The sequence below is a fragment of the Krasilnikovia sp. MM14-A1259 genome, assembly GCF_047159535.1.
Classification (GTDB): domain Bacteria; phylum Actinomycetota; class Actinomycetes; order Mycobacteriales; family Micromonosporaceae; genus Actinoplanes.
In genome coordinates, this window is record NZ_BAAGAJ010000003.1 from 14,087 (window position 1) to 39,281 (window position 25,195).

Annotated in this window: 15 protein-coding genes and 1 pseudogene; 5 read left to right on the forward strand and 11 right to left on the reverse strand. The window is 70.1% G+C overall.

All coding sequences use genetic code 11. The features are described 5' to 3' along the window. Positions 1-529 precede the first annotated feature (529 nt). Positions 530-1,114: a hypothetical protein gene (locus ACMCNK_RS35635; protein ID WP_412741108.1), complete on the forward strand. Its 585-nt coding sequence runs from the start codon at positions 530-532 to the stop codon at positions 1,112-1,114. A gap of 107 nt (positions 1,115-1,221) precedes the next feature. Here ACMCNK_RS35635 and ACMCNK_RS35640 read toward each other — a convergent pair whose 3' ends face one another. The 5 genes and pseudogenes from ACMCNK_RS35640 to ACMCNK_RS35660 all read right to left on the reverse strand — a co-directional run. Continuing rightward, the gene (locus ACMCNK_RS35640) at positions 1,222-2,397 is read right to left on the reverse strand and encodes a M23 family metallopeptidase (protein WP_412741109.1); all 1,176 of its coding nucleotides are present in this window, start codon (positions 2,395-2,397) and stop codon (positions 1,222-1,224) included. After that, the gene (locus tag ACMCNK_RS35645) at positions 2,394-2,981 is read right to left on the reverse strand and encodes a hypothetical protein (RefSeq protein ID WP_412741110.1); all 588 of its coding nucleotides are present in this window, start codon (positions 2,979-2,981) and stop codon (positions 2,394-2,396) included. Before ACMCNK_RS35645 ends, ACMCNK_RS35640 begins: the two co-directional genes overlap by 4 nt. Then, entirely contained in the window at positions 2,978-5,119 is a 2,142-nt protein-coding gene (locus ACMCNK_RS35650; RefSeq protein WP_412741111.1) for an MFS transporter, read from the reverse strand. Before ACMCNK_RS35650 ends, ACMCNK_RS35645 begins: the two co-directional genes overlap by 4 nt. Before the next feature lie 11 nt (positions 5,120-5,130). Further along, positions 5,131-5,484: a hypothetical protein gene (locus ACMCNK_RS35655; protein ID WP_412741112.1), complete on the reverse strand. Its 354-nt coding sequence runs from the start codon at positions 5,482-5,484 to the stop codon at positions 5,131-5,133. After that, a pseudogene (locus ACMCNK_RS35660) lies at positions 5,471-7,555 on the reverse strand (ATP-binding protein); the annotation flags it as partial. The gene ACMCNK_RS35655 and the pseudogene ACMCNK_RS35660, both read right to left, overlap by 14 nt. Positions 7,556-7,989: 434 nt before the next feature. Here ACMCNK_RS35660 and ACMCNK_RS35665 point away from each other — a divergent pair. Together ACMCNK_RS35665 and ACMCNK_RS35670 are read left to right on the forward strand one after the other, a co-directional pair. Beyond that, entirely contained in the window at positions 7,990-8,343 is a 354-nt protein-coding gene (locus tag ACMCNK_RS35665; protein WP_412741113.1) for a hypothetical protein, read from the forward strand. Positions 8,344-8,726: 383 nt separating this feature from the next. Then, a complete protein-coding gene (locus ACMCNK_RS35670) occupies positions 8,727-9,329 on the forward strand; it encodes a helix-turn-helix transcriptional regulator (RefSeq protein WP_412741114.1) in 603 nt (200 codons plus the stop codon). A gap of 253 nt (positions 9,330-9,582) precedes the next feature. On the opposite strand, the gene ACMCNK_RS35675 is transcribed toward ACMCNK_RS35670, so the two are convergent. The 5 genes from ACMCNK_RS35675 to ACMCNK_RS35695 all read right to left on the reverse strand — a co-directional run bounded on the left by ACMCNK_RS35675 (position 9,583) and on the right by ACMCNK_RS35695 (position 14,235). Continuing rightward, entirely contained in the window at positions 9,583-9,738 is a 156-nt protein-coding gene (locus ACMCNK_RS35675; protein WP_412741115.1) for a hypothetical protein, read from the reverse strand. Positions 9,739-9,839: 101 nt separating this feature from the next. Then, positions 9,840-11,114: a hypothetical protein gene (locus ACMCNK_RS35680; RefSeq protein WP_412741116.1), complete on the reverse strand. Its 1,275-nt coding sequence runs from the start codon at positions 11,112-11,114 to the stop codon at positions 9,840-9,842. 460 nt (positions 11,115-11,574) lie between these two features. Next, positions 11,575-11,829, reverse strand: coding sequence for a hypothetical protein (locus ACMCNK_RS35685; protein ID WP_412741117.1), 255 nt, complete (start codon positions 11,827-11,829; stop codon positions 11,575-11,577). Next, positions 11,829-12,686 (reverse strand): ParA family protein, encoded by an 858-nt coding sequence (locus ACMCNK_RS35690; RefSeq protein ID WP_412741118.1) that lies wholly within the window; start codon positions 12,684-12,686, stop codon positions 11,829-11,831. Before ACMCNK_RS35690 ends, ACMCNK_RS35685 begins: the two co-directional genes overlap by 1 nt. A gap of 58 nt (positions 12,687-12,744) precedes the next feature. After that, positions 12,745-14,235 carry a ParB/RepB/Spo0J family partition protein gene (locus tag ACMCNK_RS35695; protein WP_412741119.1) on the reverse strand — a complete coding sequence of 497 codons (1,491 nt, stop codon included), beginning with the start codon at positions 14,233-14,235 and terminating at the stop codon, positions 12,745-12,747. A gap of 350 nt (positions 14,236-14,585) precedes the next feature. On the opposite strand from ACMCNK_RS35695, the gene ACMCNK_RS35700 reads away from it, so the two are divergent. After that, entirely contained in the window at positions 14,586-15,890 is a 1,305-nt protein-coding gene (locus ACMCNK_RS35700; protein ID WP_412741120.1) for a hypothetical protein, read from the forward strand. A gap of 13 nt (positions 15,891-15,903) precedes the next feature. Here the strand turns inward: ACMCNK_RS35700 and ACMCNK_RS35705 are convergent, their stop codons facing one another. Further along, a complete protein-coding gene (locus ACMCNK_RS35705; protein ID WP_412741121.1) occupies positions 15,904-17,907 on the reverse strand; it encodes a S8 family serine peptidase in 2,004 nt (667 codons plus the stop codon). Positions 17,908-18,876: 969 nt separating this feature from the next. On the opposite strand from ACMCNK_RS35705, the gene ACMCNK_RS35710 reads away from it, so the two are divergent. Beyond that, positions 18,877-25,161 carry a carboxypeptidase regulatory-like domain-containing protein gene (locus ACMCNK_RS35710; protein WP_412741122.1) on the forward strand — a complete coding sequence of 2,095 codons (6,285 nt, stop codon included), beginning with the start codon at positions 18,877-18,879 and terminating at the stop codon, positions 25,159-25,161. Positions 25,162-25,195: the final 34 nt, after the last annotated feature.

A 25,195-nucleotide genomic window follows, 5' to 3' on the forward strand; every position in this document is an offset into this window, starting at 1 on the left:
CGATGGGACCACCCCCGCGTATGCGGGAACGACGGCGCCTGCGGCATCGGGGTCGTCGCGTCGATAGGACCACCCCCGCGCCCGCGGGACGACAGGGCCACGCTGGCCCGTAGGGCTCAGGAACTGTCCTCCCGCATGCGGGGATTGAGCAGGGACTACCGCCGTGGACTCGGACTGATGGGAGTACCCGGGATGCCCCGGCACTGCCTTACCCAGGGTCAGCCCCTCTGGTGGCATTCCCGAGAACCACGCTACTGCTCCGGTGTGACATCCCGTCGTTGCCCGCGGGCTCGCGACCCCGGATCAGGTCCGCTGAAATGTGGGTTCTCGCTGGTCCTGCCTGGAGTGACCGCGACGACCTGCGCCTTGCTGGCGGCTTCTCACCTAAATGGCGCCGCCGGTTCGTCGAGGCCGTGTCGCGTTCTTCAGGAGATCCTGCGGTGCGGTGTCATGTGACAATCCCTCGGTGAGACGGTCCTTGATCGCGGCTGCAGTTGCAGCCGCGGCGCTCGTCGCAGCAGGAGCTGTGTTGCTGCACGTCCAGCGAGAGCGCGAGTGGACTCAGGGCGGCGATCAGCTGACGGTTCGTGCTGAGGTCGTTCTCGCCACCCACGACACCTTCGGAGGTGTCGTAGCCGGGCTTGGCGTACCAGCTGGCGAAGCGACCCGATCTGAAAACGCAGACCAATCCGTCGTGGTGCACGTCCGCTGGTCAGGGTCACCGCACTCCGATGGGTCGTTCGAGCTGATCGCGCTCGATCGGCGAGTGTTTCCGGCCCGGCCCCTCGCCGCCGATGGCGGCTGGAATTCTGAGGGCGGCACCGGGTCGGACTGGGCAGGCGCCTACGAAGCGCTGGCACAGCACTACGACTGGTTGAGCGGAGTCGCGGCGGCGAACTACACCGACGCCAACGGCATGAACACCTTTCCCACTGCCGCCGTGAACGCGCCGGCAGCTGAGGATGGGACGGTGACGGCGTGGTTCCGGCAATGGGGCGAGGGCACGATTCCATTCACGGATCCGGCAGGCGAGATTGTGGTGGCGATGTTCTACGTCGATGACAAGGGCCAGGTGCGGTGGGCCAGGCGCATCTACGGGCGGCCCCCGCGTTGACAAAGATCAATGGGTGACGCGCCGAACCGCTCTCATGCTTTGGTGCACGCGCTAGCTCAGGGGTCACGTCCGTGAGAAGCGCCATCTTCAGCGGGAAACCTACATAGCTACCTACCCAGCGGCGCTCCTACTCTGATCATGAAGTCGACTGGTGATCTTGCATTCTCGCTGCTCGCGAAGTGCCCTGCTGGCACTCGGTAGTGCACCTCAAAGTGCAGGTGAGGACCGCTGCTGTGGCCGGAGGAGCCGACGAAGCCGAGCAAGGTTCCAGCGTGCACCTGCTCGCCGACCGTGACGCTGGGCCGCTGTCCCATGTGGCAGTACCGGGTGACCACGTCGCCCGGGTGCAGGACCTCGACGTACCAGCCGCAGCCGCGGACGGTGACGCCGCCGTCGCGGTCGCAGGTGCCGATGCTGCTGTTGCAGACGACCCGGACGACTTGGCCGGATCCGGCGGTGACGATCGGGGTGCCGCGGGCGGCGATGAGGTCGACGCCTTGGTGGTTGGGCCGGTAGGGGGTGCGGAACCCGGAGCCCAGCGGTGCGTGCACAGGTTCGGTCCAGCCGGCTGGGGAGATGACGATGTCGTCGAGGCCGGGGCTGTCCTGCCCACACGGTGCGCTCGGTTGCGCGCCGCCGAGCTGGCCGATGTCGGTGACGCCTTCGACGTGAGCCACCAGTTCCCCGGCCTTTGTCTCCCATTTGGCGTAGGCGTCGGGGAACGATGAGCGCTGTACCCGCTGCGCGGCCTCGGCCAGGTCCATGGTCTGCCAGCCGGGCACATGTTGCAGCGCTCGGTAGAACTTGGTGGCTGCGGTGGCCGGGGTCATCAGCTCCTGCACGGTGCCCCAGCTGCCCTCGCCGTCGGGCGGGTTGGGTCGTTGCTGGAAGAGCCCGACGGAGTCGTGGTCATGGCCGCTGCCCTCGTGCGGGATGCCCAGTGACCTGGGCACGTTGGTGTTGGCCAGGTTCTGCAGGGTCGACTCCTGCATGGCGGTGGCCACCGCGATGACCCAGCCCCGGGCGGGAATGCGGAGCTGCTTTCCGGCGGCGACGATGGTGGTGGCGTGGCCGACCTGGCTGATGTCCCATTCACGGAATGCTTTGCCGGTGCCTGGCAGCGGTCCAGCCGAGGGTGCGCCGCCGGCCGGTTTGCCGCAGCCGGCGAGCGCCAAGGGCGGCGCGTAGACGTCCATGAACATCGACGCCACGGTGCCGATGGCGCAGGCGCCGGCGAGCAGCACCGCCAGGGCGGCGCCAAGCAGCGCGCGCCGCGAGATCATGTGCGCCGCCAGTCGAGGGTGGTGACCCGCCAGGCGCCGTCGAGGCTGGCCACGCCGAGCTGCAGAACGCCTGCGTCGGTGGGCACGTCGAAGGCGGCGAAGTCGGTGCGTGACTGGACGGGTGTGGGGGCGCCGGTGATGCGGCCGGCGGGGACCCGGCCGGGGTCGGCGGTGCGGAGCTGGTCGGCGAGTCCCGGCTCGCAGTAGGGCGCGATGCCGGACCACCACTGGGTGCCGGGTAGGTCCCGGCGTACCCAGGCGCGGGCGAATTGCGCCGCGACCGCGGCGGCTGCGGGTCGGGCCGGCGCTGAGGACGGCGGGGTGTACACGGGTGAACCGTCATCGTCGTCGCCGGACGGCGACCGGGTAGGGCTCGGCGAGGTGCTGGCGCTGCCATCGGCGGTACTCGGAGAGGCTTCCGGTGTAGGGGTGGTGGCGGACCTGGTCACCGCGGGCGGTGCGGCATCGGGGTGGCTGGTCATCCTTGCTACGACCAGCGCGCCGCCGCCCGTAGCAAGGAGCAGGGCGCCGAGGAGCAGGCGGGTGGGCACCCGGCGGATGAGGTCGGACAGCAGGGTCGTCACAGGTCGACCTCGCCGTCGTAGGGCGCGAGGACCGGCGCCGGGTTGCCGGCGGAGGTGCCGGTGTTGTGCGGGCCGGCCAGGATCGCCGGGCGCGGGCGCAGCGCGATGACCTGGTAGCCGGTGCCGGGCCGCCACACCCGGTGTGCCCGGCCGGCGGCTGGGTTGTCGATGACCTCGACGTCGATGACGTCGGGTGCACTGTGTCCCCCGGCCGGGGGTTGCTCGACGCGGCGGCCGCTGTCGGTGACCAGCTCGGCGTCGACGACGGCGTCCGGTTTAGCGCGGCCCCGGGTGCGGTTGCCGGCTGCCGGGTCGCCGGCGGCGTCCTCGAGGTCGATGGCCGGGCCGATGGCGGGGGTGCCGTCGCGGTACGGGCGCACCCCGATCGCGCCGACGCGGGGATCGCGGTGGCTTTCGTAGTGCCGGCGGAAGGCGTACGCGCGGACCGGGCCGAGATCGGTTTCGACGTCACCTTCCGGGCGTGCCCAATCCTCCTCCTCGCTGAGGATCTCGGCGGCTTCCTCGGCGGCCTCCTCCGCGCCGCGGGCGGTGCGCTGGGTGCGGCGCTGGCGGCGGCGCATCCGCCGGTACTGGCGGCGCATCTGTTTCTGCATGCCGTGCATCTCGCCCTGGACGCCGCGCATGGCCAGCAGCGGGTCGCCGCCGGCGAGGCCGCGCAGCTTGCGGTAGGGGCGCAGCAGGATCCAGCCGGTGACCCCGAACAGGGCGACCAGGACCATCTGCAGCCAGCCCGCGAGGGAGGTCTGGGTCATGACCATGTCGGTGGCCGACAGGTACGCCGGCCCGCCCACGGCGAAGATGACGACGGAGATGAGGCTGCCGATGACGGTGTTGAACAGCCGTTTGAGGCCGGCCGCGGCGGGTTTGAACAGGGCGACGGTGCCCAGCGCGGGTGCGGCGATGACCGCCCAGCGCAGGATGAGGAACCCGATAAGGATCAGGATCGAGCTGGTCAGGTCGAACGCGGCGAACACGATGGCCGAGAGCAGGGCGATGAATCCGGCGCCGACGCGGTCGGAGCCGCGGGTGCCGGCGAGGTAGGAGTAGGCGGCCGGGTCCTCGGTGCGCAGCTGCTCGCCGAGCTTCTTGAACTGGTCCTGTTTGCGTTCGATGATCTGGGCGCGCAGGGTCGGGTCGTTGGCGTCGCGGGCCTCGCCCCAGGTCAGGGTGGAGGCCTGGTGCAGGGGCCAGCCGTACTTGCGGGCGGTGGGGCTGTCCGCGGAGCCGAGGGTCCCGCGCAGCCAGGCCCGGTAGAGGATCGTGTTGACGGTGGTGTCGGCGGCCCGGGTGGGTGCGTCGCGGTGGTCTTCGCAGGCCTCGGGGCCGAGGATGCAGTCGGTCGGGTCGATCTTCTTGGCCTGGGGGCCGACGGCGGTGGCCACGGTGGTGACGGTGTTGGTGAGCGCCGAGTCGGCCAGGTGGGCTGAGGTGACCGGCCAGCGGGCGACGGCGGTGACCAGCACCATGACGAAGATGGCCCAGCCGGCGATGGTGATGCTCTGGCTGGCGTTGGCGTGCCGGGCCCGCCAGAGCAGCCACAGGCCGACGATGCCGAGGGTGAGGACCCCGAAGACGGTGAACACCTGCTGGTAGATGGCGGTGGTGGCCTGCGTGACGAGCGGGTCGGCCCAGTTCCACAGGCCGCCGGGTGCCCAGGCCTTTTCCCGCATCGCGTTGGCGGCGCCGAGCACGGCGGTGGCGCCCATCATCTCCCACGAGGCGATGGTGGAGCTGATCTCGTTGCCGGGTGAGGTGATCGACCCGGTGCAGCCGGTGTCGTAGACGACGAAGTCGAAGCCGGCGTAGCCGGTGTCGGTGTACATGCCGGCGACGCCGGACTGTTTGGCTGCGGCGGGTTCGCTGGCGAACCAGCCGCCGAGGCCTTCGTCGGGCGCGGCCGGGATCGGCGGGTTCAGGCACTGTTTGCGGGCGTCGAGCACGTCGGGGATGCGGCCGGCGCAGCCGACCGGGTCCTGGCGCCACTGTTCGACCGAGCACATGTCGGCGGCGTACGCCGGGGCGGCCGGCAGGTACAGGGAGGTGGTGGCGGCGACGAAGACGGCCAGCAGCACCGCGATCAGGCGGCGCGGCCGCCGCCGGGTACGGGGCGGGGGCATCGGGTCCTCCTTCAGGCGGCGGCGGGGGCCGCGCCGGTAGTCGAAGCGGCGTGGGCGGCGGCGTGTTCCTCGTCGAGGGCCCGTTCGCGCAGCCACAGCGCGACCTGGATCCGGTCGGGGTCGCGCAGGTCGAGCTGGGGCAGGGCGGTGTCGGCCAGCTCGTGCAACAGGTGCGCGCGGACCTGGTGCCAGCTCGGTGTGGTGAGTAGCCGCCCGGCTTCCTCGAGGGTGGCCAGCGCGGCCGCGGCACCCGCGTCGTCCTCGGGGCGCAGGACACCGTCGCGGGCCTGCGCGAGAGCGCGGGCCAGCATCCGGGCCACCGGCAGCGCAGCGGGCCGGCCGCCGGGCCGCTCACGCCGCGACATCGCCGGACTCCTGCAGGCGCGGACCCGGGACGGGGGTGGGTGGGGCGGCCGGGGTGGTGTCGAGGTAGCCCAGCAGGTTCTTCACGTAGGAGATGTCGACGCGGATCTTCTGCACCCGCCCGTCGACGTCGCGCATGACGAACTCGCGGTACGGCAGCCGTTGCTCGCTGGACGCGTCGACCTGAGACAGGGCGCCGAGGATCTGTTCGTAGCCGGCGTCGACGGGGACGCGCAGCAGCCGCAGCGCCTCGCTGGCGATCTCGGAGTCCTCGGCGATGCGGCCGACGAACACGGTGGAGACGAGGTTCTGCACGTCCAGGCCGAGGATGTCGGCCGGGTTCTGGGAGCCGACCAGGGCGGCGAGGTTCCACTTGCGGGAGTCGCGGGCCAGCCGGACCAGGAAGGAGCGGCCGGAGCCCCAGCCCTGCATGAAGTGCGCCTCGTCAAGCCCGACCAGCTTGCGGCGCGACATGTCGCCGGAGTAGCAGCGCCGCACCGCGAGGCGGTGTGCGGTGTGCAGCATCGGCAGGGCCAGCTGTTCCTCGGCCGACCAGTACTCCCGCTCGATGGCCAGGTCGGGCAGCCGCAGCCCGGCCATGGTGATGACGGTCAGGGTGGTGTCGTCGGCCAGGGTGCCGGCCGGGGCCGGGCCGAAGAACAGCTGCGCGAGGGGCATGTCCGCGGCGTCGGTGAGCAGGTTGGCCAGCTCGGTGCCGGCGGCGCCGACGCCGCGCAGGGCGGCGATGAGGTCGTCGAGGGTGGAGGTCTCCTCGGCGGGTACCTGCCGTACCGCGTGGCGCAGCGCGGTCGCGGTGTCGGCTTGGCGGGCCACCTGCGGGGGCAGCAGCATCATCGCGATGTCCTGCACGAGCATGCGCCGTTCGGCGCGGGCGTTGGAGGTGGTGATGTCGAACTCGCGGTCGCCCGCCTCGCCGGGGATGTAGTGCTGGCGTAGCGGGGTGGGGATCAGCGCGTACGGGGCCAGGGTGCCGCGCTCGGAGCCGGTCAGGTTCAGCACCCGCGCGTACGGGGCCAGTTCCGGCATCTGGCACAGCTTGGCGAGGGGCCCGGACGGGTCCAGCAGGGTGACCTGCACGCCGCGGCGCGCCGCGAGGTAGCCCAGCGCGCCCATCAGGGTGGACTTGCCGCCGCCGGGCTCGGCGACGAACACCGCGAGCCCGGAGCGTTCCCGGACCTCCATCGGGAAGTGCAGGTCCAGGAAGACCGGGCGGCGGGAGGTGCCGGCGGTGCGGCCGATGAGGTCGCCGCGGCGGTCCCCCACGGTGGAGGCGGCCTGCGGCAGCCCGGCGGCGAACATCCGCACCGGCATGCGGCGCAGGTAGCCGGTGTCGGCTGCCGGCTCGCCGGGGACGAATTCGCGGATCAGCAGGTCCTGGCGTTTGGGGTGTTGCAGGCTGACGCGCAGGCCGCGGCTGTAGAGCTTCTGCAGCCGCCGGACCCGGTCCAGGCACTGCTCGCGGGTGGCGCCGGCCACGGCGATGCGGTGCCAGCCGTGCACGCGGGACGCGTCGATCGGTAGGCCGGTGGTGACCTGGTCTCCGACGACCAGGGCCCGCCCGGCGAGGCGCTCCAGCTCGGGCGGGGAGTCCAGGCCGTGCTCGGCGTAGTCGCGCTGCTGGGAGCGGATCATCTTGAGCCGGTGGTCGAGCTGCCGGAAGGTGTCGCCGGGGCCGAGCACGTCGATGCGGGAGGACAGTTCCATCGGCCAGGGCAGCCGCTCGTTGAAGTGCAGCCACGGTTCGTGCCGTTCGGGGATGTCCAGCTGTTCCATGCGCCCGACGGTCAGTACCGCCACATGGGACTGTTCGCCGGTGAGCCGGTTGACCAGCCGCACCGTGGAGCCGTAGGGGGTGCGGAACCGTTCGATCTGCTCGGTGAGCGCGAGCAGGTCGCCCAGCTCCCACCGGCCGGACGCCGGGGTGGGCAGTTGCTGCGGTGGGGTCATGCCCAGCGCCACGGACCGGTAGAGCAGCCACTCGAGCTCGCCGGCGGTGGCGGGCCGCCCGCGCATCCCGAACGCGGCGAGGACCTCGTCGAAGGTGCCGACGCTTGCTGACGGCGGCGATTCCTTCGCCGCCGCTCGGTTGGCTGAGCTACTCGGACGACAGGAGCGCTCGTCCGCCGGATACGGCTGGAGCGGCTACGACGATGGGAGCTTCGCCGGATACGGCTGGAGCGGCTACGACGATGAGACCTACGGCGGGCGGGGCCTCGGCCGCCCACCGATGACTTCGAGACCCCCTTGGCCAACGACTCCCGATCGGCAGCAAGGACCGGGCCCACCACCAAGTCGCCACCTGCCTGGACGTGGTTCCGCTGAACCCGGCACGGGTGACGGCTTGGCATGACTGTCATGTCAGGCCCCAGGCCACCTGATCCAACGGAGGGTGGCATCGCTCCCTGACGCTGCCAGCCCAACGACCGCCATGGTTCAGTCAAACACTGAACCCATGGCGACCCCTCCCCGCGTCGACGATGCCCAGCGTGGATGGCAAGCTCAGCGCCGCGGCGAGCATCGGCCAGATCGTCGCCCGCACGCGGACGGCGGACGCCGTCGTAGGCGCCCACCGCCCCGTCGGAACGCTGGCCCCGGCACGTCCCGCCACCGCCCTCGACATCTCGCCACCCGGGGCTGCGCCGGTCCGGCACCGGCCGAGCGCCAACGAAGTGACCGCCGATGATGAGCGGTTGCCCCGGGTGCGGCAGTTCCTCGACGAGCACCCCGACATGAAGCTGGCGGAGGTCGACCAGAGGCTGGCTGATGAGCTCGGCGTCAAGCCCCGCACCGTGCGCCGACTGCGCGAGCAACTGAGCCGGATGCATCAGGCAGTGGGCTGAGCAAGGGCGCCATGTCAGTGCCGCGGGCAGACGCGGGCCGCGGCCGCGGCCACTGACGAGCCAACGCGCCTCGGCTGCACACCACCACGCCGAGCCGCCGGGAGGGCCCCGCCAGAACGGACTTGGGCCAACCCGGCGCCGATGCCGCCGTCGGTCGTGGATGGCCGGCCGTCCACCTCCGCCAGTCCTGTTCGGAACGTCGGGATCCGCGGTCGGTCAACTCCCACGGGGGCTCAGGCGGCGCCACTGCCTCCCTTGAGCTGGGAAAGCTGCAGGTCACGTCCTGGTTATCGCACAGGTGAGCCGGGTGAGCCCGGGATGTCACTGACTTTGCAGCGCTGCGCTGTAACCTTTGAGGAATGAGCAGAAGCGGAGCTGACGCGGTGACCGACGCCGACGCCTGGCTTGATCCCACGGAGGCGGCTGCCCTGGCCGGCGTCGCGCCCAGCACCTGGCGCTCCTATGTCTCGCGGGGCTACGCCCCTGCACCGGACGACCCTGACTCGGGGTCTGCTCCGCAGCGGCGACGACCCCGGTGGCGTACGTCTGCCGTCGAGGCCTTCCGCATCGATCGACGCGGCCAGGGCACGCGGTCGGATCTCTCCAAGGCGCGAGCCGCTCGCGCCCAGCAACTCGCGGCAGAGCTCGCCGCACCGGTGTCCGCACCCAGTCTGACCCTGCAGGGCTGGCTCGCAGACAACCACCACGCCCTGCTTCACGTAGCCGAACTTCTGATCGACCACCGCGACGAACTGCTGGCCGCCAGCCCTGCCGGGGAACGTGACAACCTCACCGAAGCCATCGACCATGCCGGCGAGCAGATCAGCCACCGCCCATCGCGGGCGCTGGCGGCGGCGGTCGCCTATGCGCTCTATCTCCTCCGCGCCGACGGCCCTGTGCGAATCCCGGCTGGCAGCGAACTGCGCCAGACACTCACGCACCAGCAGCGTCTGCGGGACGAGTACACCGCGCTTCGGGGACACTGAGTCACTCATCCCGGTTTGCCTGCCGACGGCTCTGGCCAGCGGCCGGCACTCCCCCAGCCCGCTGTCGCCGCGGCAGCCCAGTCGTTCGCCTGCGCAGGGGTCGCCACGGCCGGTCCGCAGGCGCGGGACGAATATTCCACGGGAATACCCGAGCCAATCGCTTCGACTCGTGGGTGGCTGGTGGTGAGCACCAGACACCTTGGAGTCGACATGGCAGGGCCCGGATATTCCACGGGAATATCCGGGCCCTGGTTCAGTACCCGCTCGACCGACCTGCGGTGAGGGGATCCTCCACCTCGGGCCATGGCGTGTCGCCGTTGTAGCGGTCCTCCATCTGCTGGCAGTAGGCGGCGAACGACTCCTCCACGAACTGGCGCAGAGTGAACGCCGGGTTGGCGTCGGCCCGCATGCCGCCCTTCAAGTGCGTATCGCGCGGGCCGGAGGGCGGCGCCGGCACATCGACGTGATCGTGCCCGTAAGCCCGGGGTACCTGAGCCTGCCTGGCGACCGTCAGATGCTCGCCTTGTAGTCCTGCAGGAGCGTCGCGAGCAACGCTGTCCGGTGCCTGGCGTCCCCCAGGATGTTCTGGACGCCCTCGCCTTCCGCCAACGCCTGAGTGGCCAACTCGTTGGTGGTATAGGCGAGCGCGAGCAGAGTCGTGCGCGCGTCGCGCACCCGGGTGAAGGCCTCGCCCAGGTGAATGGCACCCGAGGTGAGGTCATCGGTCGCGGTTCGCGTCTGTGAGTACAAGTCTGCGCGGAATTGCTCGGTGAGCGTCTCGGCGGTCCGAGTGAGGTCGAGTCCGTCGGCCAGCCGCTGTCTCGCCTCGTCCGTGACGGCCAGAACGTGCTGGACCGGTTGCACGTCGAGGAAGACGGCAAGCGCCTCGTTGGCGTGCTGGATCCGGTCGGCTGCCGCCTCCCATTGGGCCCGTGCGGCTTCGAAGATCGCGAGTGCCGCGCCGACTTCGCAGCGCAGGGCTTCCAAGGACGATGATCCGTCCGAGGCAGAGGCCGACTCGTTCGAGGCGGGTGTCGAGGGCTCTCGCCACGAGCGCGGGGCCTCAGATCCGCCCGGAGGAGTTACGGGAGGCAGGTGCAGCTGCCCACGCAGGTAGTCACGGTCCGATATCACCCGGCTCAGCTCGGCCTGGACTTCCCGCAGTTTCCAAGCTGTCTCGCCGTACATGATCAATGCCTGGGCATGCTGCCGCTTCAGCTCATCAACCGTGGCCACATCGGCGGAGTCCTCACGGGCCTGTGCGAGTCGGACCTCGAGCTCTTCGATCTTGGCGGCCTGTGACTCGAGTTCTTTCTCCAGCTGTGCGCATCTCTGCGTCAGCGTCGTGATCTGCTGCTTGGCGGTCGCGAGCTGAGACTCGCGTGCGTTGTCGCGTCTGTCGTCCTTCGCCTCTGCGGCCTGTTGATGGAGGCTTTCCCAGCGTGTGCGGGCGAAGTCGGGCGAGTCAGCGGAAACGATGGAGCGGCCGGGGTACTTCTCGGCATACAGCTGGCAGCCGCAGACCCAGGTCCACACGGTTCTCCACAACGGGCAGTCGTGTTTTCCGCTGTTCAACTCCGAGAGGCTTACCTCGGAGCCTGCGCGTCCGAGCTCCTCCTTGTCCCACCCGCTAGCGCTGGCCGCATTCCTCGCCATCCAGGATTGCTGCGGCCTGCCGACGTCCGCGTGCAACCTCCTCAGCTGCGTCAGCAGTTCGGTCGACGGGCCTGCCGCATCGTGAGCCACCCGCCAAGCACAGCACGCCTGCGGCCAGCGCAGCGGCATTTGCTCCGCTCCCGGTTCGGCAGTTCGGCCCGAACCCCACCGAACTGCCCGGCAGGTCAGCCTGAGGTGGTCAGTTCACCGGTCTGGTCACGGGGGTGCATGATGCAGCGACTGTCATCGGTGTCGGCTTGGGCCGGCGGGACCGCAGGCGGCGTTCTGGTCAGTACCCGGGAGCCGGTGCTCGCCGTTGTCGTCACGGCGCTAGTGGTATCCGGCCTGGCGCTGCTCGCGGCCGTGGCTGTGCTGTCGAAGCGTAAGAGTCGCCGGGACTCGGCGTACGCGGTGCTGCGGTTGCTGGTGAGTCGGGATGGCCCGCCGGGCGACGGTTAGGCGAGGCAGGCCTCACGGCCGGATGTACGCAACAAGGGCATGATCGAGTAGAGGTGCCAACCCGGGACGAACACAGAACTCGAACGAAAGGGCCTCGGGTATTCCACGGGAATATCCGAGGCCCTTTCCGTCAGTACCCGCTGGGCCGACCTGCGGTGAGGGGATCCTCCACCTCGGGCCAGGGCTTGCCGTCGTGGTACCGGTCCTCCAGCAGCTGGCAGTAGGCGGCGAATGCCTCCTCCACGAACTGGCGCAGGGTGAAGCTCGGGTTCGCGTCGGCCTGCATCCCGCGGACCGTGCTGCGGACCCGCAGGGCGATGTCCTTGCGGAGCATCGGGTTGGAGAACTTGACCCGGGCGTAGCCGTTGGCGCCTCGTTCGGGCATCAGATGACGCCCAGCTTGAGCAGCTGGTCGGTCAGAACCTCGGTGTCGGTGCTGGCGCGGGTGGTCGGCGCGTAGAGCGGCAGGGGGATCTTCCGCTGGTAGGCCTCGGCGACGCGTACCGTCCGGCTGACGCCGTACTGCTGGTCGGTGCCGGCGTCGGTCTCGATGTCGACGAGCGGCACGATGCGTTCCCGCCCGTACTCGTTCACCAGGACCTTGATCGCGTCCTCGTAGGCTATGCCGGCGTTGCGCGGGGGTCGGTCCGCGACGATGATCGCGCCGAGCTGGACCGGGTTGTTCTTGCGCCACTGGTTGATGTCGGCGATGGTGCCCTCCAGCTCGGCGAGGGCCCGGATCTCCTTCATGCCGGGTTTGACGCACGCGTTGACGAAGTCGACGCCCATGAGGATGTTCATGGCCAGCAGGCCGAGCGACGCCGGCCCGTCGACGAGCTCGTGGTCGCGGGCGTCATCGTCCTCCTCGAATGCGATGGCGAGCCGTTCCTCGCGCTTCATCTTGTTGGCGAAGGTGACGTCGAAGCTGGCGAGGTGAACCGAGCCGGGGACCAGTTCCAGGTTCGGGATGGGACGCCAGGCGTCGTCCGGGGTGGGGATTCGGGCGGGGGCCGTGGCCTCCTTGGCCTTGGCGTCTCCGTGCAGGACGTCGACAACGTTGGCGAGGTCGGGGATGTCGTCGGGGTTGTCGTAGCCCAGGTACTGCGAGGAGTCGCGGTTGGTGTCGCAGTCCCAGACCCGGGCACGCCGGTGCTTCTTGGTCGCGAGGGTCACCGCGACGCCGGTGATCGAGGTGGTCTTGCCAGCCCCTCCGGACTGGTTCATGAAGGCGCTCTTGGCCATGGTCGGATCCTCTCGGCGATATTCCACGGGAATATCGGTGTGCGGGGGAGTGGGCGGGCTATGCCGGCTGAGCGGCGTCCTGGAGCCGGGCGGCTTCCCAGGGGGTGGGGCTGTAATCGGCCTCGGTCATCAGCCGCCGGACATGCGCCAGGGTGTCCGGGCCCCACCGGTCACCGGCGGCGCGGGCGGCGAGCTCGTCGGCGGCCAGCGCCGCGGCGTGGGCCAGCTGCACCTGAAGGTCACCGCCGGCCTGCACCACCGCGTCGAAGTAGCGGTCGGGGTTGGCGTCCTCCGGACCGACCCGCGACGCGTACAGCCATTGGTGGGCCAGCAGGCTCGCCGTCTTCGTGGCGCCTTGCAGCACCACGCACCGGGAGATCCGGCGCAGCGCCTCCGCCGCGGTGGGCTTGCGTGCCGCGATCCGGCGGCAGGCATCCTCCCGTGCCTTCGCGGCCTCCGCCGCGGGGTTTTCCGCCGTCGGCCGCGGCGCGGGCGCCGACGTCCGGGCAGGAGCGGCAGTGGGCGCCGCCTTCGCCGCGGGTGCGGCGGGCGGGGGAGTGCGCGGTGCGGGTGCGGCTGCGGCGGCCTCCGCGGGCAGGGGTTGGGTCGACACGTAGCAGAACGTGCCAGCCGCGTCGATCAGCGCAGCGAGAGTGCCCGCAGCGCGGGCCTGGGCCACCGCGTCGTCGTCCTCCAATCGCCAGTGCTGGCCGTCGCCCGACACGTCGACGAGAGAGAGCCCTTCCTTCTGGGCACGCTTGCGGGCGGCGGCCACCCGTCCGGCAGCGGCGCCCTGCTCGCGTCGCACGGCGATGGCCTCGGACACGGATACCGGCCGCACCGCATCGTCGGCGCCGAGGGCGCCGTTGGCCACCATGGTCCAGGCGGCCAGCCGGTCGTCGTCGGTCTTCAGCTTGCTCTCCAGCGCGATGGCATCCCGGACGGTGAGCTCATCGGATTGCAGGGCCGCCTGCAGCGGACCGGGCAGGCGCAGCAGGGCGAGCCGCTTCGAGACGTGGGACTGGCTGCATCCCACCGCGGCGCAGATCTGCTCCTGGGTCCGGCCGAACTCCTCCTGCAGCCGGGCGAAGCTGCGGGCCTCGTCCAATGCGGAGAGGTCGTTGCGCTGCCCGTTCTCCGACAGCATGACCTCGAGGTCGCGGCCGTTGTCCGACAGCTCCGGCCGGATCCGGATCGGAATCTCGGTGAGCCCGGCGCGCACCGCGGCGGCCAGCCGGCGGTGACCGCAGATGACCACGTACTCGGCCTCGCCGATGGCGTCGCGGTGGGCGGGCCAGGCAGCGAGGTGGGCCTCGCTGGTGGTGACGACCAGTTCTTGCAGGACGCCTTGCGCGCGGATGGACTGCTCCAGCTCGCTGACGTCGCCGAGCGAGGTGCGGGCGTTGTCGGGGTGGGGGGAGAGGTTCGTCAGGAGGGCCATGGTGCGGCCGTGGTCGTCGGGCCGTCCAGCGCCGAAGAGTCCGTGAGCGCTGCGAGCAGCTCGGCGCGCCGACAGGCCCTCGGCGGCTTTGTTGCTGAAGCCGGGCATTCGGCTCCTTCCTGGGCACCAGAATGCACCCATTATTTTTCAGGAATAGGTGTATTAGAGATCGACTGTAGGGCAAGCCCGCCGCAGCGGCGCCATGAGCCACGCCGAGCGTCGAAATATTCCACGGGAATATTCGGTCGCCCGGATCGGCCAACTGTGGTGAAGCGGTCGAATAGGACAGTCGTGGGCCGCCGTCGAAAGCCACCAGTGGGGGATCACCCGCGCAGCAGGGGGCGGGGATCTCGGCCCCGTGGCCTTCCGTCCACCGAATCGATGGGCCGACCCCATCAACCGTCGCGACCCCATCAACGACCTCGCCCATATTGAGTGGTTGCATGTAACCTCCAAACATGCCCAGTCATCCGCGTGCCCGCGAGGACGGCGTGGCCAGCGCGACGACCCCGATCGCGACAGGGAACCCGGCGCAGACCGCCGCGCTGCACGCCGCGCTCACCGCGCTCAGCCGCGGCGACACCCTGCCGGCTGGGGACCGGCATCTCGCGCACCACCTGGCCTTGCGGCCGGCCACGTCCTGGGGGCCCGCTGAGGAGACCGCCGCGGCCGACATCGCCGCACGCCACCGCCACGCGCTCGCTACTGCCCGCATCGACTACCGCCGGCTGCCACCGGCGCCGCTACCCGAGGCCGCGACGACGGCCCGTGACGCTCTCGCCGACGGGGCACGCCGTGCCGCGCTGAGCCATCTGACGATCCGCCGCGACGGCCGCATCGCCCTCACCTTCCCGTACCACCCCGACCTGGCCGCCCAGGCGCAGGACATCGCCGGCCACGAGCGCGATCCCGACGGCCCCGCCCACCTGTATCCGGTCACCGCGTTGCCCGCGCTACTGGACTTCGCGCACCGCCACGCCATCCCGGTGCCCGAACACCTGCGCGCCGCGCTGTCCACCGATCTCGCGCCGACGGCGACACGCGACCCGGATCCCGTCGTGCGGGTGCGCCCCGACGGTGACGTCGAGGTCGTCTTCCCGGCCCGCACCACACTGGTCTACCTCGTGCGGGCACTGCCCGGGCGGCGCTGGGACCCCGCCGCCCGGGCCAATGTCTTCCCGCCCCGCGCGGCGGCCATGCTCGTCGCGTTCGCCGACGCGCACGGCATTACGGTCGACGACGCGGTCTGGGCCCTGGGCGCCGCCAGCAGCAACGACCGCCCGCAGGTCACCCTCGACGACGCCACCGGCGCCCTGGTCGTCGGCTGCGACTACCGGCCGGACCTGCACGCGGCGCTGCGCACCGCCAACGACGACCGCACCGCTTGGCACCGTGACCGCAGCGCGTACGTCCTGACGGCCCGCGCGGACGCCGGGCAGCTACTGGCCACCGTGGACCGCTTCGGTCTGCGCATCGACGACGGCGCCGCTACGCAGCTGCGCCGTTGGCGCGGTGTCCAACAGCGCAACCTCGCCGAATCACTGGCCGCCGCAGGGCCACCGGTCACCGTTGCCGGCCTGGCCGTGCCCCTGCACCCGCATCAGCAGCTCGCCGTGCGGTTCCTGACCCGCAACCGGCGGGTCGCGTTCGCCGACCCGCCCGGCTCCGGCCAGCATGACGCCGTGCTGGCCGCGCTGGAAGCCACGCGCGCCCCGAGGCCTGCGCGCCCAGGGCCGCCCTCAGGACCGGCAACGCCGGTCTGAGTCCGCCTCGGCACTACTTGCGGTACCAGGTGCGGGTCGTGCTGGACTTCATGTTGCCGAGCTTGTCGTACGCCCGGACCTGCACCTTCATCGTCTTCTTCTGTGTGGCGGTGTTGACGCGCAGGGCGTACACGGAGGTGGTGTCTCGGGCGACGACCTTGCCGTTGACCAGCAGTTCGACCCGGGCGACGCCACTCGCGTCCGAGGCTTTGGCGTAGACGGTGACCGTGCCTTTGACCTTGGTGTTGTTCGCGGGGGCCTTGGTGATGGACAGGGACGGACCCGCGTTGTCGGCGACCACCGTGCGCGGCGGCAGCGTCCGGGACAGGCCCCAGCGGTCGGTGAGCGTCCAGCTCAGCGTGAGGTTCCCGGAGTAGGTGCCGGTCTTGACCGGCAGCGCGTACGGCGCGGTCGTGTCGGTGCCCACGAGTGTGCCGTTGACCCGCAGTTCCGCGGTGACCACGCCGCTGAGGTCGCTGACACCGGTCAGGGTGCTGGTGAACGTGCCGCGTACCCGCGCGCCCGGCGCCGGGGTGAGCAGGCTGCCGGCGGGCGGGTCGTTGTTGACCTGCACGCTGCCGAACAGCTGCGAACGGTTGCCGGCCTTGTCCGCGAGCCAGAGCAGGATCTGGCCCTGCGGGGAAACCGCGACCGTGCCCTGCCACAGATTCGTGTCGCCGACCCGGGTGAGCGAGCCGGTTCCGTATTCGGAGGTGATGGACTGCAGGTCGGTGTCCAGGCTTTCGACGGTCACGTCGACCATCCCGCTGTGCACGACCACAGAAGGTTCCGGCGAGATCAGCCTGCCGGTGGGCGCTACGGTGTCCGCCTGAACCATGGTGGTCGCCTCGCCGATGTTGCCTCGGTAGTCGTAGGCGCGGACGGTCACGGCGAGGGGGCCGCTGTGCCTGATCGGTGGCTCCACCAGGACCTTGACGCCCGGGCGGGCAGTGAACGGGGTCCGGCCTTCGACGGTCACTTCGAGGTGTTCGACCCCGTGGTCGTCGGTGGCCGTCGGCAGGATGCTCACACCCTGGGCCGGGATGAACTCGTTGTCGGTCAGACCGGTCGAGGTGACCGTGGGCGCGACCGTGTCGGGGGCGCCGAGGTCGAGCATCATGCGGGCCGCGTTGACAGTGGGGGTGCCGTACGGCGGCTGGATCGAGCTGAGCTTGGCGGTCCGCTGGATCGACGACCGCACCTCGGCGGCGGTCGCGTCCGGCTTCATCGCGAACGCGAGAGCCGCGACCCCGGACACCAACGCAGTCGAGCCGGAAGCCCCAGAGATGATGTCCGGGACGTTGTTCCGGTCGAGGACCGGCCAGCCGCTGTAGGCCTGCACGTCGACCCACCGATCGGTGGCGGTGTTCTTCGTGGGCACGATGTCGCTGACCGACAGCACGGGCTCGTAAGCGGCCGGGTACCGCGGCGCGGTCGACGCCACGTTCCCGGCGGAGGCGACCACCAAGGCACCCTTGCCGACGGCGTGCTCTACCGCGTCGTGCAGCAGCCCGCTCGCGGCTGAGGTGCTCACCGATACGTTGATGACCTGGGCGCCGTGGTCGGCGGCCCAGGCGATGCCGGCGGCGACGTCCCCGGTGCTGCCGGTGCGTCCGCTCAGCGCGCGGACCGGCATGACCCGGCATCGGCTGCACAGGCCGCCGTAGCCGACGCCGTTGTTGCCGTCGCCGGCGATGAGGTTGGCGACCATCGTGCCGTGCCCGTTGCCGTCCGCGGGGTCAGTGTCGCCGTCGACGAAGTCGTAGCCCGGGGTCAACCGGTCCGCGACAAGGTCCAAAGTAGGGCTGACGCCAGTGTCGACGACCGCAACCATGATCTTTGGATCCCCCGTGGTCCAGGTCCAAGCTGGCGGGATGTCCATGAGGCCGAAGTTGCCGGAGATGAGATCGCTGTCCGCCTGGACGACTGCGCCACGCTCGGCGTAACGCACGCCCGGCGTCTCGCCGAGCCGGATCAGCGCCGCGTCGGCCTGGTCGGCGACCACGTCGATCGTCATGGCATCTAGACCCGGCACCGGACGGCTGCGCACGACCGAGTCGCCGAGTACTGCAAGCACCGAGGCTGGCACCGTATCCGCGGCGAGACCGACGTCCAGCCGCACCGGGTCGGTAACGGCCCCGGCGGCAGGCGTGGCGAAGCCGGCGACCAACAGGGCCGCGGCAATACAGGAAGTAACAGTACGCAAGAGTCGTCCCAGTGCCGAAGTTGGCGAGCCGGCGGAATGTTACGGCATCGCGCCGAGCCATGGGGGTCCCGTTTATCCAGCTCAGGGGCAGATATGCCCTGAGGGTCACCCAACGATTCGCACAGAGGAACCGGCCAGTCGCTGCAATCATGGCACTGCACGCTGAGTAGCGGTTGAGGGCCGCTCTCTCCATTGGCGACCAAGTTCGAGCACCGGTGCGGTACGAGCGGCGGCGTTCGGGACGTCTACGTCGACGGACTCGACCACTGGAGACGCGAGCAAAGGCAGCAGGTGCCGAAATGGCTCATGCCTGTCTTGATCCACCGCCTACTGCCCCCTGCCAGGGGGAATCAGCGGTAACAGGCCGTGCCGCCGGAGCCGGTCCTAACGCGGGCGGCCTGATCCAAGACTCCACCAGAGTTGCCGACCGTAGTCAGGGGATGACCTGGGGTAATCTTCGATGTTGGTCGAAATGGCCGATCGGTCGAGGTGGACAGTCTCCTTCTGGCCGGGTGAGCCCCTACCCCGTGTGGCGGACGTCTGCGCCAATCGGATGGATCTTCACTTTCGCTTGAACGCCTCAGGAAGCACCACCCTTCACTCCCGCCGCTCAAGGTGCCGTCAGAACCGGAAAAAAGGAACCGCAAGGTTTCGTCAATAGGCGTTCCGCTGTGCGATTGCTGTGGGCTAGCGTCCCGACCCACTGTTGGTTGATCTTCGGGGTGGGGTATGCCGGTCGCTTCTCTGGGTTTGCGTCGACGGCGGTTGGTGGCTGCGGCTATGTCTGCGCTGGTGACCATGGCCGGGCTGCCGGTGCTGGCCGGGGCGACGCCCGCAGCAGCGGCGCCGACGACCCCGTCCTCCTGTGTGGCCGAGCAGCCGGATGCGACGGCGGCGAGCCGGATGACCGGGGTGTGTCACAGCCGGGTGGAGATCCTGGCCGAGCGCACCGAGTACGCGCAGGTGTTCCTCAATCCCGATGGGACCCGCACGCTGGAGCAGGGCATCGAACCGGTCCGGGTGCGCCGGGGCTCGGGCTGGGTGCCGGTCGACACGACCCTGACCGCGACCTCGGCAGGGGTGGGGCCGCGGGCGACGGTGCTGCCGATGACGTTTTCGGCGGGCGGTGACACGCTGGTCGGCAAGCTGCGTGACGGTGCGCGTGAGTTGTCGTTCACCTGGCCGGACGTGCTGCCCAAGCCGGTGCTGAAGGGCTCCACCGCGATCTATCCGCAGGTGCTGCCGGGCGTCGACCTGCAGGTCAGCGCGAACGCCACCGGCTTCTCCGAGGTCCTGGTCGTGCGCGACGCGAAGGCGGCGGCGAACCCGAAGCTGGCCTCATTGCGGTTCGGCATGGGCGCCAAGGGTGTCACACTCGCAACCGCGAGCGGCGGCGGGCTGGTGGCCCGCGACGCCACGGGCGCGCCGGTGTTCAAGGCCCCCGCGCCGCTGATGTGGGATTCCTCCGAGCAGGTGCCGGGCGAGGCGGCGCAGGGGGACAAGACCCTCGACAAGCCCGACGCGCAGCCCGACAGCCGGGGCGAGCGGGCCCGCCGGGCGGTGATGCCGGTCAGCGTGAGCGATGCTTCGGTGACTCTGCGGCCGGACACTCGGATGTTGCGCGACCCGCGGACCGAGTACCCGGTGTTCATCGACCCGGGCGTCACCGGCAGTCTGGTGAACAACGAGTGGACGTCGGTGTGGAGCAAGTACCCGTCGAGTTCGTTCTGGAAGAACTCGACCGCGTTGCTGCACGGCACGACGTACGGGGCGGCGGGTGCCGGCCGGACCGAGGACTGCGACGGCTGCGCCGATCACATCATCCGCTCGCTGTTTCACATGGACACCAGCGCCGTCAAGGGTGCTGTCACGGACGCGAAGTTCCGGATCAAGCAGATGCACGCCTGGACCTGCAGCCCGGTGAGCAACGCGAAGGTGTGGCGGACCGGCAGCTTCTCCTCGTCGACGACGTGGAACAACCAGCCGACCTGGTTCGCCAGCAAGACCGCGCAGACGAAGGGCAACCGCAAGGTCGGCGCCGTGCACGGGTGTCTCGGCCCGGGCGACATCGAGTTCGACGTCACCGACATCGTCGGTCCCCTCATCAAGGAGGGGGCACCGGTCAACCTCGGCCTGCGGGCTGTCGACGAGGGCACGCTGCTGCAATGGAAGCGGTTCGACCCGTCAACGGCCAAGCTGGTCGTCCAGTACAACGCCAAGCCGTACGCCGCCACGGCGCTGACGGCGGACAACAAGGCCTGCGCGGTGGGCGCCGCCCGCCCGTACGTCCTGCGGACCACCCCCACGCTGTCGGCTCACCAGAAGGACCCGGACGGCGACCAGATCCTGACCACCGACTTCTACTGGTGGGCGCAGGGCGGCACCCGCAGCGAGTCGAACAAGCTGACGCAGTCCAACGGCAACGACAAGACGGTGTCCGCGACGATCCCAGCGGGGAAGCTGGTCGACGGCGGCACCTACGTTTGGTACACCAAGACCACCGACACCTACGGGCAGTCCACCTTCTCGGGCACCTGTGAGTTCACCGTTGACATGACGCCGCCGAACACCCCGGCGGGTATCACGTCGACCGACTACTCGACCACCACGCCGCGCGGCGGCGCCGGCATCGCCGGCACGTTCACCATCGCTCCGCCGACCACGAAGCCGGAAGACGCCCTCGGGTACGCGTGGACCCTGGACTCCGGGGTGCGGATCGATTCGCAGGTCATCGCGGCCAACGCGGACCACAGTGCGACGCTGAAGCTCGCGCCGGTGCACGACGGGATCAACACGCTGCGCGTGTGGTCGAAGGACCGGGCCGGCTGGTTCTCGACGAACCCAGCGACGTTCCAGTTCACCGTCCGCGGAGGTTCCGGCCCGGCGGCGCAGTGGACGTTCGACGAGGCCGCCGGCACGACCACCGCCTCCGATGTCACCCAGCACAACAACACCGCCACCCTGGGCGGTAGCGCGACGCGAGTGGCGGGTCGCGGCAATGCCGGCAGTGCGCTGTCGCTGAACGGCACCACCGGTTTCGCTTCCACGGCGGCGGCGCCCAGTTACGTGAACCCGGACACCGGTGCAACTGTGTCGGTGCACTCGAATGCCAGCTTCACCGTGACTGCCCGGGTGAAGCTGACCTCGACCACCGGGGTGACCGGTCAGCGCGTCGCGGTGGCCGGCAACGGCACGGTCAACTCGGCGTACACGCTGGGCTACTCGGGCCCGGACAACAAGTGGCGCTTCGCGATGGCCGGTGCGAACGTGACCAACGCCGCCCAGTTCCAGGTGCTGTCCAACATCGCGCCGACGGCCGGCAAGTGGACTGAGCTGGCCGGGGTCTACGACGCGTCGACCAAGAAGCTGACGCTGTACGTCAACGGGGCCCTGCAGACCCAGACCGCGGTGCTGACCGGTGGCTTCGACGCGACCGGGCCGGTGACCATCGGCAAGCGGAAGTTGAACGGTGTCGACGACGGCTTCCTCAACGGCGCGGTCGACGACGTGGCCATCTACGACTTCATCGAAGGCCCCAACCACCCCGCCTTCCTCGCCGATCTGGCGAAGCCGCTGCAGCCGGCCATCACCGTCACCAACGGCACAGAGTTCGCGCAGAGCAGCACGGCCACGGTCACCTTCGACGCCGGCGGCGACACCAACGTCACCAAGTTCAAGTACAGCCTCGGCGACCCCACCCTGACCCCCGGTACGACGGTCAACGCGACCGTGGCCGGCGGTACGGCCACGGTCAGCATCGACGTCGGCACGGTCAGCGGCCAACGTTCGGTGTACGCGGCAGCCATCGACGATGGCAACCGGCAGGGCCCGGCGAACCAGACCCAGATCATCGTGAAGGCGCCCAGCGTGTCCGGCTCCGTGCTCGATGAGGTGACGTTCCTGCCGGTGGTCGGCGCCACGGTCAAGCTGCAGCCCGGGGGCTACACGACCACCACGGACGTCGACGGCGCATTCACCTTCGCCAACGTCCCCAACAACATGTACAGCGTCACGGCCAGCTTCGGTGGACGCTGCGGAACCGCGGGCGCCCAGACCTTCGAGGTCGACGGGCAGGAACTGACCCTGTTCATCCCGCTCAAGAAGATCAAGGACAGTCTCGGCACCACCTGCACCGAGCGCACCACCACGTTCGCCACGGGCTCGACAGTGTTGCCACTGACCGGCGACGACGCGGTGACCACCATCGACCTGCCGTTCGCGTTCCCGTTCTACGGCGGCGCGTACCGCAGCGCCTGGGTGGACACCAACGGTCTGCTGTCGTTCGTCGACCCGGCCGGCTCGCACCCGCACACCGCCGGTGACCAGCTGATCGGTTTGGCCGACCCGAACGCGGTCATCGCCGCGTTCTGGGACGACCTGGTGGTCGACGACGCCGCGAGCGTGCGCACCGGCATCGTGGGCAGCGGCGCCACCCAGCAGGTGGTCGTGGAATGGCGCAACGTCTACCGCAAGGGCAACACCGCGCAGCGGCTCAGCTTCTCGGTGACCCTGGCGCCGGACGGCACCGTCACGACCAACTACGACGGCCTGGACAACGCCGCCGAGCAGGGCGCCAACGCCGTGGTCGGAATGGAATCCGTGGACGGCGCCGACGGGATCGTCTACTCCAGCGAGGAAGCGGCACTGGACAACGGCAAGGCCATCGTGTTCACGCCCTCAGACCTGGCCGGGACGCTCGAGACGCACAACCTGAGCGGCACGCTCACCGACGCGGCCGGAGCCCCGGTCGCCGGCGCCACCGTCAAGCTCGACCCCAGCGGCCTGAGCACCACCACAGCCGCCAACGGCACCTACACCTTCTACGGTCTGGTGGCCGACAGCTACCGGGTCACCAGCGGCCAGCCGGGTCGGTGCGGGGTGAAGGTGGACAGCCAGGTCGAGTTGTCCGCCGACACCGTGCGGGACCTGCGGTACGCCGCGGACTACCGGGTCATGGGCTATGCCTGCGCGACCGGCGCCTCCGGCTACGTCGCCGCCAACACGGTGGTGCCGCTGACCGGTGACGACGTGGAAACCGATGTGACGCTGCCGTTCCCGGTGAAGTTCTACGGCCGCACCGGCACGATCGCCACGGTCTCGACCAACGGCTGGGTGCTGGTCGGCGGCGGCTACCTCGAGCCGTACTGGTCCGACCTGGCCATCGACGCGTCGGCCAGCGTGCGGACCCAGGTCACGGGCAGCGCACCGAACCGCTCGTACGTGATCGAGTGGCGTAACGCGCTGGTGGTCGGCAGCACCGACCGGGTCACGTTCGAGCTGATCCTCAACGAGGACGGCCGGTACTCCTTCCAGTACGGCGCGATGTCCACAGACCTGCAGAAGGGCGCCCAGGCCACGGTCGGTGCGGAGGACCTGTCCAACCGGGTGACCGACTACTACTCGAACTGGGAACCGGCGCTGACCGCCAACAGCTCGATCACGTACACGCCGGCCGCGGCCGGTGCCGTGCGCGGTGTGCTCACCGAGGCGGTCACCACCGCACCGATCGCCGGGGCGACGATCACGCTGAACCCGGGCAACCTGAAGGTGACCACCGGGGCGGACGGCAGCTACCAGTTCACCGGCGTGACACCGGGCGCCTACCAGGTACTGGCGTCGCTGGGCGACAACCGCTGCCTCGGGCAGTACGCCCGGGCGGAGGCCCACAAGTCCGGCGTGGATCTGAGCGTGGACCTGTCGCTGGACTCCGACGGTGACCAGTACTACGACTGCACCACCGCGACCGGGCAGACGTATGTGCCGGCCAGCACGGTGCAGACCGCGTGGACCGGTGACGACCAGGCGTGGAAAGCCACCGCCCCGTTCCCGATCAAGCTGTACGGGGAGAGCACCACCACCCCGTACATCAGCAGCAACGGTTTCGTCAGCCTCGCCCCCGAAGGGGCGACCGCCGCGCAGGCCACACCGATCCCGTCGGGCACGGCAGGCGGCGCCCCGGCGGGTGCGATCTACGGGTTCTGGGACGACTGGGTGGTCGACTCGTCGGCCGCGATCGCAGTCGGCACCACCGGCACGGCACCGAACCGGCGCTGGACGGTGGAGTGGCGCAACGTGTCAATGTACGGCGGGGACACGGTGCGGGCCTCGTTCGAGGTGATCTTCGACGAGAACGGGACCATCACTCTCGCCTACAGCAACATCGACCCGGACAACCCGATCGACCAGGGCGCGGAGGGCGCCGTCGGTATCCAGAACACCAACGGCACGGTCGGCTTCCAGTACCTGTACGCCGCTGACCTGCTCGCCAACGGTCTGAACATCAAGTTCGCGCCGCGAGTGTCCGCGCAGAACACCATCAGCGGCACGGTGACCTGCACCGGCACCCCGGTCGCGGGGGCCACGGTCACCGCGGCCGGGCTGAGCGCCACCACCGGCGCGGACGGCACCTACCAGATCGCCGGTGTCGCCCCGCGTACGTGGACGGTCGCGGCCACCATCGCCGGCGGTGCCTGCCCGGGCACGATGACCCGCCCGGTGTCGGTCACCCGGGCCACCCCGGTGGCCAACTTCGCGGCCCAGCCGCCGGGCACCGGCTACAAGCTCACCGAGACGGCCGTGACGTACACGGCGCTGCCGGCCAGCGCGAACCTGTTCACCGGCTACGACACCAGCCGGGCGGTGACCCTGCCGTTCCCGGTGACCGTGTACGGGCAGTCCACCACCGCGATGAGTATCGGCTCGGACGGCAGCCTGGAGTTCGGTAATGCCTACCTGGACGCGTTCCGCGCGGACTGGGAGGCCGACGCCAGCTCCATGATCATGGGCGGGGTGCGGGGTACCGCACCGAACCGGCAGTACGTCGTCGAATGGCGCAGCGTGCGCCACCACAACGATCCGTCGACCCGGTACACGTTCCAGGCGATCCTCAACGAGGCCGGCGGGTTCAGCCTCACCTACCCGACCAACGACGGCACCTTCCTGCAGGCCGGCGGCATGTCCGCGATCGGTCTGCAGAACAAGGACGGCGTCACCGCCCTGCCCTACTCCGATCGGCTGGCCGTGCTGCGGCCCGGCGTCGGGTTGCGCATCGACCCCACCGCCTGACCCCTCGACCCGCGTCTGAACCGCCGGCCTTCGG

What these genes read in the sequence shown, in the direction of transcription:
- ACMCNK_RS35640 (WP_412741109.1), bottom strand. Translation starts at nt 2,397, where the DNA reads ATGATCTCGCGGCGCGCGCTGCTTGGCGCCGCCCTGGCGGTGCTGCTC.
- ACMCNK_RS35650 (WP_412741111.1), bottom strand. Translation starts at nt 5,119, where the DNA reads ATGCCCCCGCCCCGTACCCGGCGGCGGCCGCGCCGCCTGATCGCGGTG.
- ACMCNK_RS35655 (WP_412741112.1), bottom strand. Translation starts at nt 5,484, where the DNA reads ATGTCGCGGCGTGAGCGGCCCGGCGGCCGGCCCGCTGCGCTGCCGGTG.
- ACMCNK_RS35675 (WP_412741115.1), bottom strand. Translation starts at nt 9,738, where the DNA reads ATGCGGGCCGACGCCAACCCGGCGTTCACTCTGCGCCAGTTCGTGGAG.
- ACMCNK_RS35680 (WP_412741116.1), bottom strand. Translation starts at nt 11,114, where the DNA reads ATGCCGCTGCGCTGGCCGCAGGCGTGCTGTGCTTGGCGGGTGGCTCAC.
- ACMCNK_RS35685 (WP_412741117.1), bottom strand. Translation starts at nt 11,829, where the DNA reads ATGCCCGAACGAGGCGCCAACGGCTACGCCCGGGTCAAGTTCTCCAAC.
- ACMCNK_RS35690 (WP_412741118.1), bottom strand. Translation starts at nt 12,686, where the DNA reads ATGGCCAAGAGCGCCTTCATGAACCAGTCCGGAGGGGCTGGCAAGACC.
- ACMCNK_RS35695 (WP_412741119.1), bottom strand. Translation starts at nt 14,235, where the DNA reads ATGCCCGGCTTCAGCAACAAAGCCGCCGAGGGCCTGTCGGCGCGCCGA.
- ACMCNK_RS35700 (WP_412741120.1), top strand. Translation starts at nt 14,586, where the DNA reads ATGCCCAGTCATCCGCGTGCCCGCGAGGACGGCGTGGCCAGCGCGACG.
- ACMCNK_RS35705 (WP_412741121.1), bottom strand. Translation starts at nt 17,907, where the DNA reads ATGACGATCGACGTGGTCGCCGACCAGGCCGACGCGGCGCTGATCCGG.
- ACMCNK_RS35710 (WP_412741122.1), top strand. Translation starts at nt 18,877, where the DNA reads ATGTCTGCGCTGGTGACCATGGCCGGGCTGCCGGTGCTGGCCGGGGCG.